At 56.5% G+C, this 17,922-nt stretch carries 16 protein-coding genes; 12 read left to right on the top strand and 4 right to left on the bottom strand.

The window, feature by feature from the left end; genetic code table 11:
* Window positions 1–4: 4 nt before the first annotated feature.
* The 3 genes from Fuma_RS06885 to Fuma_RS06875 all read right to left on the bottom strand — a co-directional run bounded on the left by Fuma_RS06885 (window position 5) and on the right by Fuma_RS06875 (window position 3,393).
* Entirely contained in the window at window positions 5–703 is a 699-nt protein-coding gene (locus Fuma_RS06885; RefSeq protein ID WP_077023478.1) for an EF-hand domain-containing protein, read from the bottom strand.
* 24 nt (window positions 704–727) lie between these two features.
* Entirely contained in the window at window positions 728–1,960 is a 1,233-nt protein-coding gene (locus tag Fuma_RS06880; protein WP_077023477.1) for a hypothetical protein, read from the bottom strand.
* A gap of 428 nt (window positions 1,961–2,388) precedes the next feature.
* Window positions 2,389–3,393, bottom strand: a complete 1,005-nt coding sequence (locus Fuma_RS06875) for an aspartate-semialdehyde dehydrogenase (protein ID WP_077023476.1) — start codon at window positions 3,391–3,393, stop codon at window positions 2,389–2,391.
* A gap of 231 nt (window positions 3,394–3,624) precedes the next feature.
* Between Fuma_RS06875 and Fuma_RS06870 the strand changes: the two genes are divergently transcribed.
* From Fuma_RS06870 to Fuma_RS06815, 12 genes are all read left to right on the top strand, one after another.
* Window positions 3,625–4,254, top strand: a complete 630-nt coding sequence (locus Fuma_RS06870; RefSeq protein ID WP_158520879.1) for an RNA polymerase sigma factor — start codon at window positions 3,625–3,627, stop codon at window positions 4,252–4,254.
* A gap of 68 nt (window positions 4,255–4,322) precedes the next feature.
* Window positions 4,323–4,769, top strand: a complete 447-nt coding sequence (locus Fuma_RS06865) for a hypothetical protein (RefSeq protein ID WP_077023474.1) — start codon at window positions 4,323–4,325, stop codon at window positions 4,767–4,769.
* Between the two features lie 48 nt (window positions 4,770–4,817).
* Window positions 4,818–6,026, top strand: a complete 1,209-nt coding sequence (locus tag Fuma_RS06860; RefSeq protein WP_218922401.1) for a GspE/PulE family protein — start codon at window positions 4,818–4,820, stop codon at window positions 6,024–6,026.
* A gap of 278 nt (window positions 6,027–6,304) precedes the next feature.
* The gene (locus Fuma_RS06855) at window positions 6,305–7,366 is read left to right on the top strand and encodes a type II secretion system F family protein (RefSeq protein ID WP_077023472.1); all 1,062 of its coding nucleotides are present in this window, start codon (window positions 6,305–6,307) and stop codon (window positions 7,364–7,366) included.
* A gap of 124 nt (window positions 7,367–7,490) precedes the next feature.
* Complete coding sequence (locus Fuma_RS06850) at window positions 7,491–8,870, top strand: type II secretion system F family protein (protein WP_077023471.1); 1,380 nt, start codon at window positions 7,491–7,493, stop codon at window positions 8,868–8,870.
* A 111-nt stretch (window positions 8,871–8,981) separates the two neighbouring features.
* Window positions 8,982–10,055, top strand: a complete 1,074-nt coding sequence (locus tag Fuma_RS06845; RefSeq protein WP_077023470.1) for a type II secretion system F family protein — start codon at window positions 8,982–8,984, stop codon at window positions 10,053–10,055.
* Window positions 10,042–10,452, top strand: a complete 411-nt coding sequence (locus Fuma_RS06840) for a hypothetical protein (protein WP_077023469.1) — start codon at window positions 10,042–10,044, stop codon at window positions 10,450–10,452. The genes Fuma_RS06845 and Fuma_RS06840 overlap by 14 nt, the downstream gene beginning before the upstream one ends.
* Window positions 10,449–11,006, top strand: coding sequence for a hypothetical protein (locus Fuma_RS06835; protein ID WP_077023468.1), 558 nt, complete (start codon window positions 10,449–10,451; stop codon window positions 11,004–11,006). Before Fuma_RS06840 ends, Fuma_RS06835 begins: the two co-directional genes overlap by 4 nt.
* Window positions 11,003–11,401, top strand: coding sequence for a hypothetical protein (locus tag Fuma_RS06830; protein WP_077023467.1), 399 nt, complete (start codon window positions 11,003–11,005; stop codon window positions 11,399–11,401). The genes Fuma_RS06835 and Fuma_RS06830 overlap by 4 nt, the downstream gene beginning before the upstream one ends.
* Window positions 11,398–12,534 (top strand): DUF1559 family PulG-like putative transporter, encoded by a 1,137-nt coding sequence (locus tag Fuma_RS06825; protein ID WP_083731863.1) that lies wholly within the window; start codon window positions 11,398–11,400, stop codon window positions 12,532–12,534. The genes Fuma_RS06830 and Fuma_RS06825 overlap by 4 nt, the downstream gene beginning before the upstream one ends.
* A 2-nt stretch (window positions 12,535–12,536) precedes the next feature.
* Window positions 12,537–13,424 carry a DUF1559 domain-containing protein gene (locus Fuma_RS06820; RefSeq protein WP_077023466.1) on the top strand — a complete coding sequence of 296 codons (888 nt, stop codon included), beginning with the start codon at window positions 12,537–12,539 and terminating at the stop codon, window positions 13,422–13,424.
* The gene (locus tag Fuma_RS06815) at window positions 13,424–14,458 is read left to right on the top strand and encodes a DUF1559 domain-containing protein (protein WP_077023465.1); all 1,035 of its coding nucleotides are present in this window, start codon (window positions 13,424–13,426) and stop codon (window positions 14,456–14,458) included. The genes Fuma_RS06820 and Fuma_RS06815 overlap by 1 nt, the downstream gene beginning before the upstream one ends.
* Before the next feature lie 3 nt (window positions 14,459–14,461).
* On the opposite strand, the gene Fuma_RS34585 is transcribed toward Fuma_RS06815, so the two are convergent.
* Window positions 14,462–17,737 carry a PSD1 and planctomycete cytochrome C domain-containing protein gene (locus tag Fuma_RS34585; protein ID WP_145944019.1) on the bottom strand — a complete coding sequence of 1,092 codons (3,276 nt, stop codon included), beginning with the start codon at window positions 17,735–17,737 and terminating at the stop codon, window positions 14,462–14,464.
* Window positions 17,738–17,922 lie beyond the last annotated feature (185 nt).

Genomic DNA, 17,922 nt, shown 5'->3' with positions numbered 1-17,922 from the left:
CTGGCTACAGCCCTTTTGATAACGAGCCGTTAAGCGGCGCGTCGCCAAATCCGCCATCGCCGCTGCCGTCAGCTTTCAGCCCGCGAGGCTTAACCGGCTGGTTATTGTCGACATCGGCCGAAGGTGTCCGGCTGCCAGGTGGGCGCTGTTCTGCAGGCTGGTCATTCGCATTCGTCCCATGCCGATTGCGAGCCGCCGCGCGGCGTATGGCGAGTGCGTCCGCATATGCCTGCAGTTCTGTCGCATTCAGACCGCCATCTCCGTCATGATCGAACGTCAGTGCAAATTTCAAAATCTGTGCGGCGTCCAGCGGGCTGCCGTGCTGAGCATTCGCGGCACCTCGACGTCCACGTCCGGCCCGACCGCGTCGTCCTGCTGGTCCACTGCCTCTGGCTAACATTTCTGCTGCGGGCCGAGTGTCGCGTGCGGCTTTGGCTTCAGATTCCATTTGCGATAGTTCTGCAGCCGTCAGGACCTTGTCGTTGTTGCGGTCGTGTTTGCTGATTAGGTCCGCCAACTTCCCGGGTAGCTCTTCGGCCGATAGCTGGCCGTCGTTGTTTCGATCCAGCGACATCATGCGTTGAACGTACGGAGACGCGGGTGGCTCGTTGGTCGCGGGACCGCGGTTGACGGGCGGCTGAAATGCAGGCAGTGACGACGTCGCAAGAACCAGGATGAGTACGCACGGAATGGTAAGTCGCATGATGTGTCGCCGAAAAAGAGCCGTCTAAAATTCTGTCAACTCCTGTACTACCAAACGTACTTTATCCTGAACAGCTTCCTCGTCCGCCATTTGAGGGAACTGCGATTCCAGAAGGCGTTGCCGCAGCCACACTTCCGGGCTGGCCGGAGACGCCTCAATAATCGTAGCAATCAAATACGACAACACATTTTGCTGTTCTGGCGTGTTGTCAAAGAATCGCAATCGGACGGCTCGTCGTATGTCGCCAGGAGTTCGTCCTGCCGATTCCAAGCCAAGGTTGTTGTCGTCGGCGACGACCTGAGCTGCCTGATGTTGCGAGTGAGCCGTCGGTCCCATCAAAACCTGCATCGTGTCGTTCCACGCGGGGCCTGCGGCTGGAAGGCTGTTCCGCCCTTCACGAAAATCTTCGCGAATCACATCAACCCAATTCAACAGGTCCTGAATCTCTCGTTCACCGCCTTCTTCAAACGATTCACCGTTAAGAAAACCGACCACCCGTGCCTTCGAAGTCTCCCAGCGGCGATAATGCTGCTGGTAGTCGCGCAACGCTTTGGCGATTTCGTAGCGGCGAAAGTTCGAATACGAACTGCTCGTAGACGTCTTTAGCAACTGTCGGCGTAAAAATGCGTCGCGGTGCTCGTTGACGCTTTTCATTTGAGACAGTTCGCGGACGAACATCACCACATCGCCGGGCTCTGGCGTAACAGTCGCAGAACGCTTTGTCCGGCTGTATGTCGCGTACGTCTCTGCGATCGATAGAACGCCAATCGGCGAATACCGAGATTGCGTCAACCGAAAGACGGCCACTTGGCTAAACGGAGCGACGGGCTTCAACGTATGAACATCGCCGACGTCAATCAGGGCAACTCCCCTGGAAACTTCTTCGACCGTGCCAATGCCGTAAATGATTCCCGACCGTTCCAGCACGGCAGGCTCAGCGGCTACGCGAGTCCATCGGTCGTCGAACCACCAGTAGTACGAACCGTCAAGAACCCGATAGCGCAGCAATGTTTTCGGTTGCGGGGATTGCGGAAAAGGGGGGATCGGCCAGTCGACGACCGCAAACTGCTGTTTGTTGTTGCCAACAGTCTGCGTCTTCACGTCGGTCGCCAACGGGTGCCCCTCTTTGTACATCGCGTACAGCCGGTTCACCTGTGGCGGGCACCACGGGTACGTGTTCCCGTCGTTTGTCTGAGCCACCGAAAGCGAAGGAGCCAGCAATAAAACGGCAACCCAGCAGCACAAGACTTGTCGCATAACTCACATCCCTTTTTCGAAAACGTAGCACGTTCCAGTTTAGGGACGCAAATTCGAAACGCCAAAACAAATGCGTTTGAGCCGCGAAAACACAACAAACCGGCTGCCGGTCCGGGCCTCAGGTCTTCGCAATCGGCAGACTTGGAGGTGCGGCTGTGGATTTCAAGAACGGGCTGCCCAGTTGCACCTCTCCCAGGCGCAGCCGTTGGGGGAGGTCGGACAGAGCGAAGCAATGTCCGGGAGGGGGCCACGCGCGGGTGCGAAAGCCATTCACGTTCCGCGCCGTGCCCTCCCCCGATCTTGCTTCGCTCGATCGACCCCTCCCGCAATAAATTGCGGGAGGGGTTGAAGCGACAGTGAGCCCGACTTGTTCCTGTTGCGAGCAAATCCGCTCGATGTGGCACGGCGGACTGGCCTTTTCCAGGGCCTTAAACGCCGCGTGCCAGAAGTTCCGCAATCTGAACGGCGTTTGTGGCGGCCCCTTTTCTGAGGTTGTCCGACACACACCAGAACGCCAGACCGTTCGGATTGGAGAGGTCTTTTCGGATGCGACCGATGTAGACTTCATCGCTGCTGGTGCTGTTAGATGGCATGGGGTAGCTGCTGGCGTCGAGGTCGTCCACAACGGTGATGCCCGGTGTCGCGGCGAACAAGGCTTTCGCTTCGTCGACGCTGATCGGCTTTTCCGTTTCCACCAGAATGCTTTCGCTGTGGCAGTTGGACACCGGAATCCGGACACAGGTTGGGCACACCATGATCGTTTCGTCGCCCAGGATTTTGCGAGTTTCGTACACCATCTTCATTTCTTCGCTGGTGTAACCCTGTTCTTTGTGGCTGCCGATTTGAGGAATCGCGTTGAAGGCGATCGGGTGAGCGAACGCTTTGTACTCGTAGTCGGCGCCGTCCAAGGCTGCGCGAGTTCCTTCCTGCAGGTCGATGTTGCCCTGCAGCCCGGCTCCGCTGGTGGCCTGGTAGGTGCTCACGATCACGCGACGGATTTTTCCGGCGTCGTGCAGCGGCTTCATGGCCAGCACCATTTGCGTGGTCGAACAGTTGGGGCTGGCGATGATGCCTTGCGCATTCAGCGCGGCTTCGGGGTTAATTTCCGGCACCACCAACGCCACGTCTGGGTTCATCCGCCAGTAGCCGGATTCATCAATCACCTTGGCGCCTGCTTTGACGGCAGACGGCAAATATTCGGCGGCTGTGTCGTCTGGCGTGCTGGCGATGACCAGGTCGACGCCTTCGAAACAGTCGTGAGTCAGTTCTTCAATGGTGATGGTTTTGCCCGCCAGTTGAAGCTGTTTTCCCGCGCTGCGCGCTGACGCCAGCAGACGGAAATTTTTGGCCGGGAAGTTTCTCTTCTCCAGCAAATCCAGAATTATCGTTCCCACGGCGCCGGTGGCACCGACAACTGCAACTGTGTCGAACACGAATCGATCCTGTTTGATAAAGTGGTGAGTGGTTTTCAACCAAACGCAGCGAACGTCGCGTCGACCTTCGGCTGAGTAGCGTTTCCTCCGGCGGCGAGTGTATCCTTAACGTCGCCCGGTAACGCATTTCCGGCATTCTGATGCCCGCTTCAGGAAAGAATACCAATATCTCGCACTTTTTTGCGTTTCTCTCAGACAAAGACGTCCGCGTTCCGGCTCGGGATAATTGCCGTGTCTCAACAAACCTCGACAGATTTTCACCGAGCCTTTCGGTCCAGCGTCACGCTGCTGACAAGGGACCCTCAGAAGGCTTTGGGTGATCTTTTTGATCTTACCGCCGTACGTCTCGTGCGTCTGGCGATGAGCGTGGCGGGGAACCAGATGGACGCTGAAGACGCGGTGCAGGGGGCATTTTCTCGAATTGCCGGCAAGCCGAAGCTGCTGGCCAAAGCTGATTCTCCCTGGCCGTATTTGATTCGGACGGTAAGAAACGAATGTCTGCGGATTATCCAAAAGCGCCGAACCAGCCGGCTTGGCGAAATGGACACGGAGTGCGGGCAGGACACCGCCGAATTCGAAGTGCAGCGTGAAGAAACGGCACACGCCGTACAGCGAATTTTGAAGACGCTGCCGAAGGCTCAATACGAAGTCGTGATTTTAAAGCACTGGGAAGAATTGACGTTTGCTGAAATTGCCGAGGTTCTGGGAAAGTCTCAAAACACGGTCGCCAGTCGTTACCGCTATGCCATGGAGAAACTTCAACGCAGTCTGGAACCCCTCGTCCAGGTCGACATACATTCCGCCCAAAGCAAAACCGACGCCACTGGGTGCCACAGTACACAACGCGCGGTGACGCGGTGAGACTTGTTGCTTTTTAGCGATTCACCCGCCCGTCCAAGCCTCCCTTCGAAATTATTTTGCAGAGCATCATGTCAAATCGCCGTCTTCAAATTCCCGAACCAATTCTGCCGGAGCACGCGTTAATTCGCGATGCGGCTCCTGTGCCGGAATTGTCGGCCGGGTTTAAGCAAAAAGTTATTGCGGACTGCAAGGTCGAGATCGCTCGCACAGCACGCGTGCGTCGCTGGAAGGTGGCCGGATCCGTTGCCGCTGTTTGCTGTTGTGTGTTGGTAATGAGTGTCGTGTTGCCGACAGGTGACAATACGCAGAACGGTTCGGCCAGCCATGAGCCTCAACCCGTGGAAGCTGGGTATCCGACGGATTCTTTGGGCTATCCGACGCAGTCATCGCCGATTGTGGTCGACAAAGTGAAGCCGCCGCGCAAGCGAGACGCGAAACCGCAGATGCATCAGTTGATGGAAAAGCTGGAACAGCGGCAACAGATATTCGATGCCAACATGTTGCCAAAGTTTTAGCAGCCTATGTCACAGCTCACTGTCCCGCCGTCTCTTTCGCAATCCTTCATGGCTGCGCTTCGTGAGCTAGATGCGGCGGCCGACGATTATGTGCCGCAACTGATCGAACTGATTCTGAAGCTGGCTCGGCAGCAGCGAGCCAGCGACGTGCATTTGGTGCCCGCTCAGGATTGCATGACAATGCAGTGGCGGATTGATGGCGTGCTCCACAGCGTGGCCGGCTTCGATCCTGAACTCAGCCCGCGCCTGGTTGCGCGGCTGAAAGTGCTAGCCGGGTTGTTGACCTATCGGACAGACATCCCGCAGGAAGGCCGGATCGCTCGAACAGCCACCGCTAGCGGCAGCGGTGAAGGTGAAGTTCGAGTCACCACGTTCCCGTCGTTGTTTGGCGAGAAAGCCGCCATTCGACTGTTCGCCGACACGCAACACTATCAGCAACTTAACGACCTTGGCCTGCCCGCCGATATTGAACAGACGCTACGAAATTTGCTGCATGCGACGTCGGGCGTTGTGCTGCTAACCGGTCCTTCTGGTAGCGGGAAGACAACAACCGTTTACGCCTGTCTGCGTGAGTTGGTCGCCTTGTTCGGGCAGAATCGAGGCCTGATGACACTGGAAGATCCGGTGGAAGTGGTCGTCCCGGGAGTCACCCAATCTCAGGTGCGGCCGCAAGTCGGTTTTGACCTCGCCACCGGATTGAAGTCCATGATGAGACAGGACCCGGACGTGATTATGGTTGGCGAAATTCGAGACCCCGAAACTGCAGAATGCGCGTTTCAGGCGGCGTTGACCGGGCACCTGGTGCTGACCACGTTTCATGCAGGCAGCAGCGTTGAAGCGGTGACTCGCCTGCTGGACATGGGCATCGAACCGTACCTCATTCGCAGCACGCTGCACGCGGTGGTTTGCCAAAGACTGTTGCGGCAGGCGTGTACTGGCTGCACGGGGGCGGTCGAAAATTCAACGCCTAAAAATCTGCGGGAATCGTTAGACAAAGCGGGGCCTTTGGCGGATCAAACCAACGATTGCAGCGAATGCGGAGGGCTGCGGTACCGAGGCCGGTTTGTAACGGCTGAGTTGCTTGACCCTAATGAACCCGCAATTGCAGCGGCGATCATGCAGCGAGTCGATTCGCGACAGATGCAATCGATCGCCAACGATAGTGGGACAGTGACATTGCGTCAGCGGATCGAAGATGCCGTTCAGTCCGGTCTGACTCATCCTGAAGAAATGTTCCGCGTCCTCGGACGTGGTTAAGCCAAGAGTGATGAAACACATCTCCGAATACAGTTCGCCACAACAGATACCCCTCCCGCGACTATTCGCGGGAGGGGTCGAACGAGCGAAGCAAGTTCGGGGGAGGACCGAGTACGCGGAAGGTAACTTGCACTCAGAAAACGAATCATGCGTGCGGCCACCTCCCACACATCGCTTCGCGTCTCCGACCTCGTCAGCGCCACGGCGGAAGAGGTGAAATATCCCGCCCCACTAAACAGTTTCCTGTCGTCGTCCCAATAAGTCATTCCAACCCGCCCATGCCCGCAACGCTCGAAGACATCAGCAACCTTAGCCATGAGGTTCGAGCATTAGTGAACGCGGGTCTGCCGCTGGAGTCGCACCTGGCAGACGCTGCCAGCGGTCATGGTCGGCAGCTCGAACAACTGACACAATCGATTTCTCAAAGTCTGGCCGAAGGTAAGCCACTGGACGACGCGATTCGCGAAAACAAGTCCGGAGCACCTCGTATGCTGGCGGCGGCGGTGGCGGCAGGCGTCCAAAGCGGGGAACTTGGGCAGACAATCGAAATGTTGGGCGACATGGCCGACGACCTGGTGGACCTTCGCCGTCGAATATTGCAATCACTGTCGTACCCGCTGACAGTGATCGCTGTCGCGCTACTGTTGTTCTTCGTTTACGTTCGCCATTTTCTGGTAACTGTGCGAGACCTGTTTCAGGATCACGACATGCATGGTGCCGTGTGGTTGCGGTGGTGTCTGGACATTGATCATCAATACTGGTGGTGGCCGCTGATTGTTCCAGTGCTTGGACTTGCGTTCGCAGCGGTCTGGGTGATTTCCGGGCGAGCCGCTTCGATGGCGTTTCGCGGGCCGGAACGGTTGTTGTTTTTGCTACCGGGCGTGAACGGCATGATTCGCGACCTGCGGTTCTATCATCTGTCGCGAATGCTGTCGCTGTTGATTGATCGTCAGATTCCGTTGACGCAATCTCTGCGACTGGCCGGAGCAAGTTCTGGAGATGCGAGACTCGATGCCGCGTGTCAGTCGGCAGCCGTTCAGGTTGAGAACGGCAATCTGCCCACGATGCCTAAACGCGGATCATGGACCTCCGGCACACTGCCACCACTGCTGCAGGTTTGCCTCCAGCACGCCGCAAACAACGAAGAACAATTGAAGCTGCGGTTGCGCAGCGTGTTCGGCTATTACCGCCGACGTTTGCACATCAGCGTGCTGTGGTTGAGGAACGTGGTGCCGATCGCCATGTTTATCATTCTGGGTGGAGGAAGCGTGGTGCTGTACGCCATCACTGTTTTCTGGCCAGTGGTGGAACTCTATTACGAATTACCTTTTAACTCCTGAACTGAAAAACAATTTGCACCTCCCCCCAAGCGTAGCGCAAGGGGGAGGTCGGACGAACGAAGCAATGTCCGGGAGGGGGCTTGCGTTGCGTCTTTCAACACGAAGAAAAGCTTTCACAACAACCATGCCGCGTTTTCGATACGAAGCCGTAGACCGATTGGGAATCCCAATCCACGGGACCACAGAAGCGGAAAGTGAATCCGCTTTGGTACAGTTCCTGGCCGCGCGCGGACAGACGCTGGTGAGTGCTTCCGAACTGACATTGAATGCGTTGGTTGCGGCGAACAAAGATACGCTGCCACGACTGTATCAGTTGCGAATCGGTGAACAGTTGCGAGAAGCGATTCTGACGGGACTGCCGCCTCATGCGGCTGTGCGAGCCATCGCGGCAGAACCGCTGACGCATCCGATGTTAGGAGTCGCTCCGTGGCTGCAGGTTGTCGCACTGATGCTTTTCGTGTTCACTGGTGGCGGTTGGTTTTTTGCCGGTTGGTTTTCACAGCTTGCGCTCGCCACTGCCGTATTTGCCTTCGCGATCGTGCCGCTAATTTGGTGCGGGATGATCCGGTTGTACCGCACTCGACCGAGACAGTTGTTGCACAAGCTGGCGGACCGGCTGGAGGCGGGGGAAAGCATTCCCTACGGCTTGCGCAGGGCGATGCCGTCGGAACTTCAGTCGGTGATGAAGTCCGGTCTGAACGATGACAACAAAGGACGAGTGGCGGCCGATCTTGTCCCGACATTGCAGGGCAGTCGGCTGAATTCGTATCAGTTTGTTTTCAGTATGCTCGGTCCGCTGATTTTGCTTAGCGGCGTGCTGCTGCTTTCGCAGACCATGTTGCTGTATGTGTTCAAACCGTTGAAAAAGATCTTCGACGACTTCGGGATGGATCTGCCGTTGATGACGCAAGCTCTTGTTCGATTGTCAGACATGGTCAACATCTTCGGAACGACGGGGCTGGTTCTTGCCTGTGTCACTGTGGTCGGCGTACTCGTATTGATCGCGGTCACACTTTCTTCCGAATGGGCGGCGGAACCGCTTTCGAAAATTCCTTGTCTTGGCCTGACGTTTCGTTGGCGCATGCAAGCGCGAGTGGCTCGAATTCTGTCTTCGATGATTCGCAACGACTGCCCCTATTCAGATGCCTTAAAGACGGCCACCGCAGGCAGTGGCTTTGAAGGAGTTCAGGAACAGGGCTTCATGCAGGCAGAGCAACTGGAATCAAACAGTGGCCAGGTCCTGCCAATGCATCAGTTATCCGGCCTGCCCATCGCGATGCTGTCCACAACGAGCGGCGAATCGCACACGCCCGAACGGAAAGCAGCGATCGCGGATACATTCCAAAGTTTGTCTGAGATGATGGACGCGGCCTCAGTTGGTCACGGTCGTCTGCTAGCCGTGTTTCTACAGTTCTTCACGGTCCTCATGGCCGGCACTTTCGTTGTGTTCGCCGTCGTGGCCATGTTTCTTCCGTTGATTAAGTTGTTGAATGATTTGTCATAAACCACCCCTCCCGGACATCGCTGCGCTTGTCCGACCTCCCCTACGCTTCGCGTGGGAGAGGTAAAAAACTTGTCTTGATTGAATAACTAAGCAAAGGAAAACTCCATCACTGTGACCGGCGGATACTTACAAGGCGTGCTGTACCTGATGAACCGGCCGGAACCGATCCGGCAGTCGGGGCTGCTGATGGTATTGGCGACGGGGTTGGATGATGCAACGTCGTTGATCCACAACCTGCAGGCGCTGGCCATGGAATCCAGGGCGCCGTGGAGTAACCGGATCCTGCAACTTCGTTTATTGCTGGAACAAGGCCGGACCCTTTCCGAAGCGTTGTCGACCATGGACGGGCTGTTGCCGGATCCAACAGTTGTCGCCATTCGCGTGGGCGAAGAAACCGGAACACTCAAACAGGTGTTGGCCGAGGAAGCTCACCGGTTGATGAACAGTCCTGCCAACACAAGCCCGGTGCATTCTTCGTTGTCGGCCACGGCGGCTTGGGTTTTGGGGATCTGCATAATTGCATCGGCAATTCTGTCATACCTGATGATCAAGATCGTTCCGAAGTTAGAAAGGATCTTTGACGACTTCGGCATCGAACTGCCCGCGGAGACTATGAACTTGATTGGGATGTCTGACTATCTGGAAACGTATTGGTTTCTGCTGATGCTGCCGCTGGTCACGTTTCTGGCATTACCTGTCTGGCAGTTGTGGAAAACCAACACCGCCTGGGTGTCGCGAGGCCGTGTGCTGTATTCGGAACATTTTCCCCGGTACTGGACGCCATTGATTTTGCGGATGCTAAGCATTTCCGTCACTGCCGGGACCACGTTGAACGACGGCATCCACGCGATTCTGAAGGAACTCACGCCGGGCCGAGCGGCGGAAAAACTGAGCGCCGTGCGGCTACGCATGAGTGCTGGTTATGATTGCTGGGATTCCATGCAGAACAACGGGTTCCTGAAGCCGCGTGAAGCCGCGTTTCTTGCCTCAGCGGCTAAGTCAAAGCATTTGGAATGGGGCCTGCAGCATTTGGCTCGGAGTCTTGAGCGACGTCGCGGAACCTGGCTACAGCGCATTGTTGGGCTGGTTCAACCTGGCATCGTGTTGGCCATCGGATTGGTGGTGGGTTACGTCGTTGTCGCTTTGTTTGTCCCCTTGATAAAGCTGATTAATGATCTGTCGTAGTCTTATCACTAAACGCCGTGCCGGTTCGTTGATGGTTGAGATGGTCGTCTGCACGGTGTTGCTGTCGGTTGTGGCGGCCGTGTTGGTGCCCGGAATTCATGCTGTTCATGGACAACGCAAGGCCACACGATTTGAAACGTACACTCTGATCGAACTGGAAAACCAGGCGGCGATGTTGAAGCAGACAAAAACACCGGCCGATCTTCAGCTTTCGTCGTGGTTCACCGACCGCTACATCGAAACGCAGTTCACAGCCGAAGACGTTGCAGCAGATGCGACGTCGGACACAACACAAACTCCCGTCCGCTTGACGATCACTCGACCTTCGGCCGAAGCGAAGCCTGACGTGGTTCGGTCTCTCGTCGTGTGGGTCGACCGGCAGGAGACTGCCGAATGAAACATCGACCGTTACTTGTCGTGTCCGTGCAGAGCAGACGACGCGGGACACTGTTCCACTACTACATGATGTACCTCGCGCTTTCGAGCGTGTTGCTGACCACCGCCGGACTGTGCATTCACGCAATTTTGAAGGCTGATCGCGTCGACGCTTTGGAATCGCGTCATCTGAAGACATTACTGCGACTGGATGCCACGTTGCGGCAAGACGCTGATGAATGTCAGATTCGCGAAACGGAGCAAGCTTCACTCGCGCTGGCCAGCGAATTCGGCGAGGACATTCGCTGGGTGATCGAAAGGAATATCATCACCCGAGAAACCTTCGACGGGCCAGACCGTTCGGCATCCGACCGCTTCGTGTTCCGCGCGGGAACACAGTTAAACTTTCAACCAGATGTTGCAACCGGCCGAGTTGTACTTTTATTGTCGGAAGCCCCGCGCGTGCGGAAGTCGGACGCCGAAAAACCGGACGAAACTTCGCCGCCGACCGAAACTTCGCGAAGGCGCGTGGAGATCCACGTGCTGTGCCGCCAGTCGGAAGGAGGCGCATCATGAAAATCCTTCGAGCCCTCCAAGCACGCGATGCTGCACACCCTCGGCGCGCGATCGTGACAGTGATGGTGTTGGTCGTGCTGATACTGATGTCCGGACTGGTGGCAGAATTTGTGCGCCGAGCCGTTACCGACCGCAGGCAGATGCAGCGCGAACTGGAACACCGCCAAACCAGGCTCCTCGCCGTCGCCGGGCTGGAAAGAGCTCAACGCATGGTTGCCGCCGACACCGAGTACACCGGCGAAACGTGGCAGATCGCGGACGGCGTATTCAACCAAACAAAATCGGCCGTTGTGAAGATCTCAATTAGTGATGGCATGACGACTGCCACCGCCCAATATCCGACTGATCAGGAAATTCCATTCAAGGTGACTCGCACCGCAAGGCTAGTGAAATGACAGTTCAGAAACGTAGCCATCAAGTCAGAAACAGCCGTCACCAACAGAACCCGGTGTGTGACACAGCGATTGGCCCCGGAGAAGCTGACGCGGCGGAATCGCCATTTCCACGTCGACGAGTCTCTCCGAGAGTCGAACAGCAACGACTTCGTGGCGGTGTCAGTCTCGGAGAGGCTGACCTAAGTGATTGCGCCAGTCGACGGTTTGCACCAACTGCGAAGTGCTTGAGCCACTCCGTGGTGAATCGCAGCCCGAACAAAGTGTCGCGCGGCTTTACGCTGATTGAACTTCTTGTCGTCATTGCCATCATCGCGATCCTGATTTCGTTAATGCTGCCTGCCGTGCAGAACGCCCGCGAGGCGGCTCGGCGGACTCAGTGCAAGAACAATCTCTGCCAACTGGGACTGGCAATTCACAACTACGACATGTCGTTCGAAATGCTGCCGCCGGGAACGGTGGAGCTAACTGGTCCGATTCGCAACATTCCTCAGGGCTATCACATGAGCTGGATTGTGCAGCAGTTGCCGATGATGGATCACTCGAACGTGTTTCGAATGGTCGACTTCGACGGCGGGGCCTACAGCGATGTGAACCAGCAGATTCGGGACCTCACCCTTGGCGCATTTGCGTGTCCTTCCGACTACGACTTCCGCTACAACGTTGACGGCGTTGGTGCAGTCGTCGCCAGTAGCTATGCCGGCAGCTTCGGCGGCGACAACGTAGCGATCGACGATGCCAATAACGGCTTAATGTTTCGCAACAGCAGTGTCAGTTTTCGATCCATTCGTGACGGGGCGAGCAACACAATTATGATTGGCGAAAAAGTGAACCCTCGCGAAACCAAGGATCTCGGCTGGGTCTCGGGAACATCAGCGACGCTGCGGAACACGGGAGTCGGCATTAACGCGGGCTGGGACGTCGCCAACTATTTCGCGGGCGTGAGTTCAGAAAAGCCGGAACCCGCCAGTCCGCCCAGTGACACGGCCACCGGCGGTTTTAGCAGCCAACATGCAGGCGGAGCTCAGTTTATCATGGCCGACGGCGCGACTCGGTTTATCAGTCAGAGCGTCGATCCAGAGCTGTTCAGCAATCTCGGAAATCGTGAAGACATGCAATTGTTGAAGGAATTTTGAGCATGAAACGTGGCTTCACTCTGATTGAGCTTCTGGTGGTGATTACCATCATCTCAATCCTGATCGCATTACTCTTGCCCGCCATTCAGCAGGCGCGCGAGGCGGCTCGGCGGACTCAGTGCAAGAACAATTTGATGCAGTTCGGGATCGCGATGCACAATTACCAGATGTCGCACGGAATGCTGCCGCCTGGCTGTGTGGATGTGGCAGGCCCGGTCAATAGTGTTAATGAAATCGGTTACAAGATGAGCTGGATCGTGCAGCTGCTGGGGGCGATTGAGCAGCAGTCGTTGTTTCAAACGATGGATTTCTCCGTCGGTGCTTACCATCCCAATAACGCCGTCGCCCGCAATACCAGGATTTCAGCGTTGATTTGTCCGAGTGATACACCGACGGTGCTGCCCAGCGCGTTCGTGGCCAACTATATGGGCTGCACGGGAGGCGATGATGTCCCAATTGATGTCGACAATGGCGGTCTACTGTTTTTGAACAGCAGCATTCGCGACAAGCAAATCCGCGACGGGTTGAGCAACACGATCATGGTTGGAGAACGTTCGTCAATCGATGTGCCGTCGGTCGATCTGGGCTGGATGTCCGGTACGTCTTCGACGTTACGCAACTCGGGCAATGCCATCAATGGATATGCGGGCACACCAGGCAATACTTTCACACGGCAAACGTTCGCGAACAGTGCTTCGATTGACGAGGGCGACGAAACTGTACGACTTCCGCCACAGCTGGCCACGGGCGGTTTCAGTAGTCTTCACACCGGGGGAGCTCAGTCTTGTCTAGCGGATGGCTCTGTGCGATTTATCAGTGAGAATATTGATCCTGGCACGCTTAGCAACCTGGGCAACCGCGAAGATGGACACATGATGGGAGAGTTCTGATGAGGCCCAGCCCCCAAAAGCACTGCGGCTTCACCCTGCTGGAAATGCTGGTCGTTATTGCCGTTATTTCGACCCTGATTGCGCTGCTGCTGCCTGCGATTCAAAACGCCCGCGAACAGGCGCGGCGCACTCAATGCACGAACAATCTTCTGCAGATCGGCGTGGCACTGCACAACTATCACGATGCTCATAGCGTACTGCCGCCCGGTTGTGTCAATCCGTTCGGTCCTGTTATGGAAGGCGGTCCATCACTGACCGGCTACATCAGTGAGGAAAACATTCCGCAGCCTCCGGTCGAATACGATGACGAAGGCAACCCGATTGTGCCACCGCCGGTGGACTACGGCTATCGCATGAGCTGGATTGCTCAGATACTGCCGCAACTAGGGCATGGCAACATGTATCGCCGCATCGATTTTCAGCGACCGGAACTCAGCTTTGTGGTGTCTGACGGCGATGGTGACGTCGGTGGCTACGAAGGCGGCAGTACTGAGTCCTACGAATCGGGCGGCGGCGCGGCCGAGGTGGAACCGCTTCAGCGTGATTTTGCGGTTGTCAGCACTTTAGTGTGTCCATCCTGGTGGGGAGCTGTTTCCGGGTATTCGAATTACGCGGGATGCCACGCCAGCCAGTCGGTTCCCATCGACAGCAACAACGACGGACTACTGTACCTTAACAGTAGCGAATCTCTGTACGACATTCCTGACGGGGCGGCCACTACGATTCTTGTTGGGGAAAAAACGGCTCTGCCTGACGAAACAGGATTCCTGACGGGTGACTACAGCACGTTGCGAAACACGGGCACACAAACAAGCCACGTGTACCCAAATCCACGAGGCGGCACGGTTGTTCCGCCCGGAAGCGTCGACACCGAGAACCCAGCTCGCGGCTTTGTTTCTTTTCATCCACAGGTCTGCAACTTCCTGTTGGCGGATGGATCGGTCAAAGCGATCGGCAACCAGATTTCATTCGACATCCTGCAAAAACTGGGCAGCCGCAATGACGGAAGCTTGCTGTCGGCAGATCAGTTTTAATTGTCACCGCAGGAACATGAATTCCTTCGTATTCAATAATACATGGCAAATTTCGGTCATCGGGCCGATCGCGATTGAATCGCCTTCTGTCCCAGCCGCCTGATAATACTCCATCAGTGGCCGCAGTTCGTCAGCTTTCGGCGGACGGCTCAGCAGTTGAAACCACGCTGTTGAAATGGCGGCTTCGGCTGATGATGGTTCGTTCTTCAATAACTGCTTTGCCCATAATTCAGCCTGCTGATTTACGAATTCATTGTTCAGCATAATCAGCGCCTGAGCCGGGACGTTGGACACCGTGCGTTTACCGATGGTGGTGACTGGTGCGGGGACATCGAACGCCTGCATAAACGGGGACAGGAAGTTCCGGTTCACTAAAATGTAAATGCTGCGACGACCGTTGCCGTCCACCGGCCCATCGGTCTTGGGACGGCCTCGCCCCTGCATAAACTTTGTGAGATGCACGGGCACTGATGGTCCGTAGATCGTTTCGTCCAGGCCCCCGGTAACGGCCAGAATCGCGTCTCGCACGGCTTCGCCCTGTAACCGTTTGATGGCCGCCGAATGCCAAAGCTGATTCGTCGGATCCTTGTCTCGTGCCGCAGCACTTGCACCGGTTGACAGGCGATAGGTGCGAGACAACGCAATCGATCGGATCATCTTTTTCACGGACCAGCCTTCGTTACGAAAACGGGTCGCGAGGTGATCGAGCAACTCCGGGTGCGACGGCGTTTTTCCCAGCACACCAAAGTTATCGGTGGTCTCCACGATGCCTCGACCAAGCAGATGATGCCAGATTCGGTTGACGGCAACTCGCGCAGGCAGCGGATTGTCTTCTGCCAGCAGATCTTCGGCCAGCTGCAGTCGACCGCTGCCAGATGCGTTCAACGATCGGTCGTTGTCACGCAGCGCCGTCAGCAGCATTCGAGGCGCCACTTCACCGAGGTTGCGGGGGTTGCCACGAATGAACACTTGTTCGTCTTCGCCCGTGCCATCGGTCATTGCTAATGCGGGGATCGGCTTCGGCAGGCCCGAAGCGAGCTTTGACCACGCCGCAAGAGATTCGTTCAATGCCGCATATTGTTCTTTTGGCAACAGCCTGTGATTGACGGCTGTTTCCGCCAGCAGCATTCGGTCGTCATTAAGCAGCTTGGTCCATTCATTGATGGCCGTCTTCACATCGACTTTCTCAAGCGATGCCAAATGTTTCGCCAGCATCTGATTCATCGGCAGTGGGGTCTCACGTGGCGGTGCAGCACCCGGCGTATTGACGAACCGGATTTCCTGTACAGCAAACCATCCGTCGCCCTCGTCCAGAAACTCCAAATGAGCTCGATGCCCCTGATGCCGATGGACGTCCCCGGCCAATCGAATCCAGCGATATTCTCCGTCCGTATCGATCGCCTGTTTGGCGCCTTTGAACAGCAGCTCACTGAATTCGTTCATGACGTAACCATCAATCACCAGTCGCAGTCGCGTACCTTCGCCGGCGACACGAACCAGAATTTCCGGATGAGTCAATTCGAAGGTGGGGCTGGCCAACGTCCCTCGTAACTCAGGGGACAACGTCGAGGAACTCACCCCGCCGTTGCGTTGGAAGTAGGCGCCGTCCTTCTGCCAGCTCAGTCCGCTATGCTTGTGCGACGGATCACCTTTGAAGGCTGGTCCGAGTGCAAACCAGCCCTCGGGTAAGCCGTCCCGCAGATCCTGAAACAGCGTCGTGTCGGAAACCGGTGCCTTCGAAAGAACTTTCTTCGACCACTTCCGAACCTTCACGGCTCCGTTAGCATTACCTTTGGCCTGTGCAAGAAACGCGGGCAGTGACAGCGGCTGCTCGATGCCTGCCTGAGACTTGAGCTGCAGCGCAGCTACCCAGTTGTTCAGCTGATGCTTATCGCAGTTGTTGCTTTCGGCCAGAGCGTCAGCCGGCGACGCGTCTTCGCCGTCTTTCTGCGGCGACTGAGCAACCTGAATCGCGGTTTGGGCCAGAGTGCTGAACTGGTCAGTCGACAACGCCCCGGCAATGTCGTTGTGAACGATGTCGATGGCATCACGCCGGAGTTTGGAAAGTTCATTTACCGCCGCTTCGATCTTTTTGCCAGGATCGAGCCATGCCGTCTGACGTCGGGAACTTTGCAGAAACCCGGCCAGAGCGTAATAGTCGACGGTCGAAATTGCATCAAATTTGTGATCGTGGCAGCGAGCGCACGCCACTGTCATGCCCAGAAACGTTTTTGAAAAAACGTCGATCTGATTGTCAATTTTTGCCGCTTCTTCGGCTCGCACATCGACTGGTGCATGCTTGTCTTCGCCCAGAAACCAAAAGCCGGTCGCGATGACCGATTCGTTGTAGAGTTCCGTTTGGTGAAGTCGCGGTTCGGGCAGCAAGTCTCCGGCAATGTGTTCACGGACAAACTGGTCATACGGCACGTCCTCATTGAACGCTCGAATCACATAGTCGCGATATCGCCACGCATTGTGTAGTGGGTAATCGAATTCATGGCCCAGCGTTTCGGCGTAACGAACAAGGTCCAGCCAGTGCCGCCCCCAACGTTCGCCGAAGTGCCGGGACTGCAGAAGCTCGTCGACAACAGCAGCCAGAGCGGTGTCGTCGTCCGCCGGGTTGTTAACGAAGGTCTGTACCTGCTCGATTGTTGGCGGCAGGCCGATAAGGTCAAAGTACAGTCGCCGAATGAGTGTGTAGCGATCCGCGTCGGCCGCCGGGGTAAGCCCTTCTGCTTCCAGCTTTGCCAGAATAAAGGCATCCAGCGAGTCCTTCGTCCAGCCGCTTGTTTGAACCGGCGGCGGGGAAGGATTTCGAATCGGTTGCCATGCCCAATGACTGTCACGACGTTCCTGCAGCGGGAACTGCTCCCTGGCTGTCGCGACCGGATCGGTATCAAGCTCCGCTGGCCAGGGGGCTCCGTCTGCGATCCACTTTTCCAGGATGGCCACTTCTTCTTTCGGCATGCGTGACCGAGGCGGCATTTCGAAGCTCTCGTAGCGGATCGCTTCCATCAGCAGACTCTCGTCCGGTTTTCCGGGCACGATTGCCGGACCGCTTTCCCCGCCTGCCAGCATCGCCTTGCGGCCGCTAAGCACCAGCCCACCTTTGGGTTCTTTGCCCGCTTTGTGGCACTCAAAGCAGCGAGCTTCCAGCAGCGGTAACACTTTCGTCTGCACAAAAGTGTGTTGAGCGGCCGTTAATTCATCGGCTGAAGCGCAACGAAAGAAATTTGCCAGGGCGATGACGGTAAGAATTCGAAAGACAATTGCGAGCATTTGGTTGATCAGATGAGGAGCGAGTCGGGTGGGCAGAGCTGTATTGTGCACTGCCAACAGGTCATAATTCAACCTGCGAATTTTCACCCGCCGTCGTGTGGTGCCAAAACCGCTTTCCAGCCGTGGGGCTGCGCCATCGGATTCTGCCACGAATCGCTTTGCGTCGCCGCTGTTTGTTTTAGTGA

This window comes from Fuerstiella marisgermanici, from assembly GCF_001983935.1.
In the GTDB taxonomy this organism is placed as follows: Bacteria; Planctomycetota; Planctomycetia; order Planctomycetales; family Planctomycetaceae; genus Fuerstiella; species Fuerstiella marisgermanici.
The sequence above is the reverse complement of the archived record's forward strand: the minus strand, read 5'-3'. Positions and strand labels throughout refer to the sequence as shown.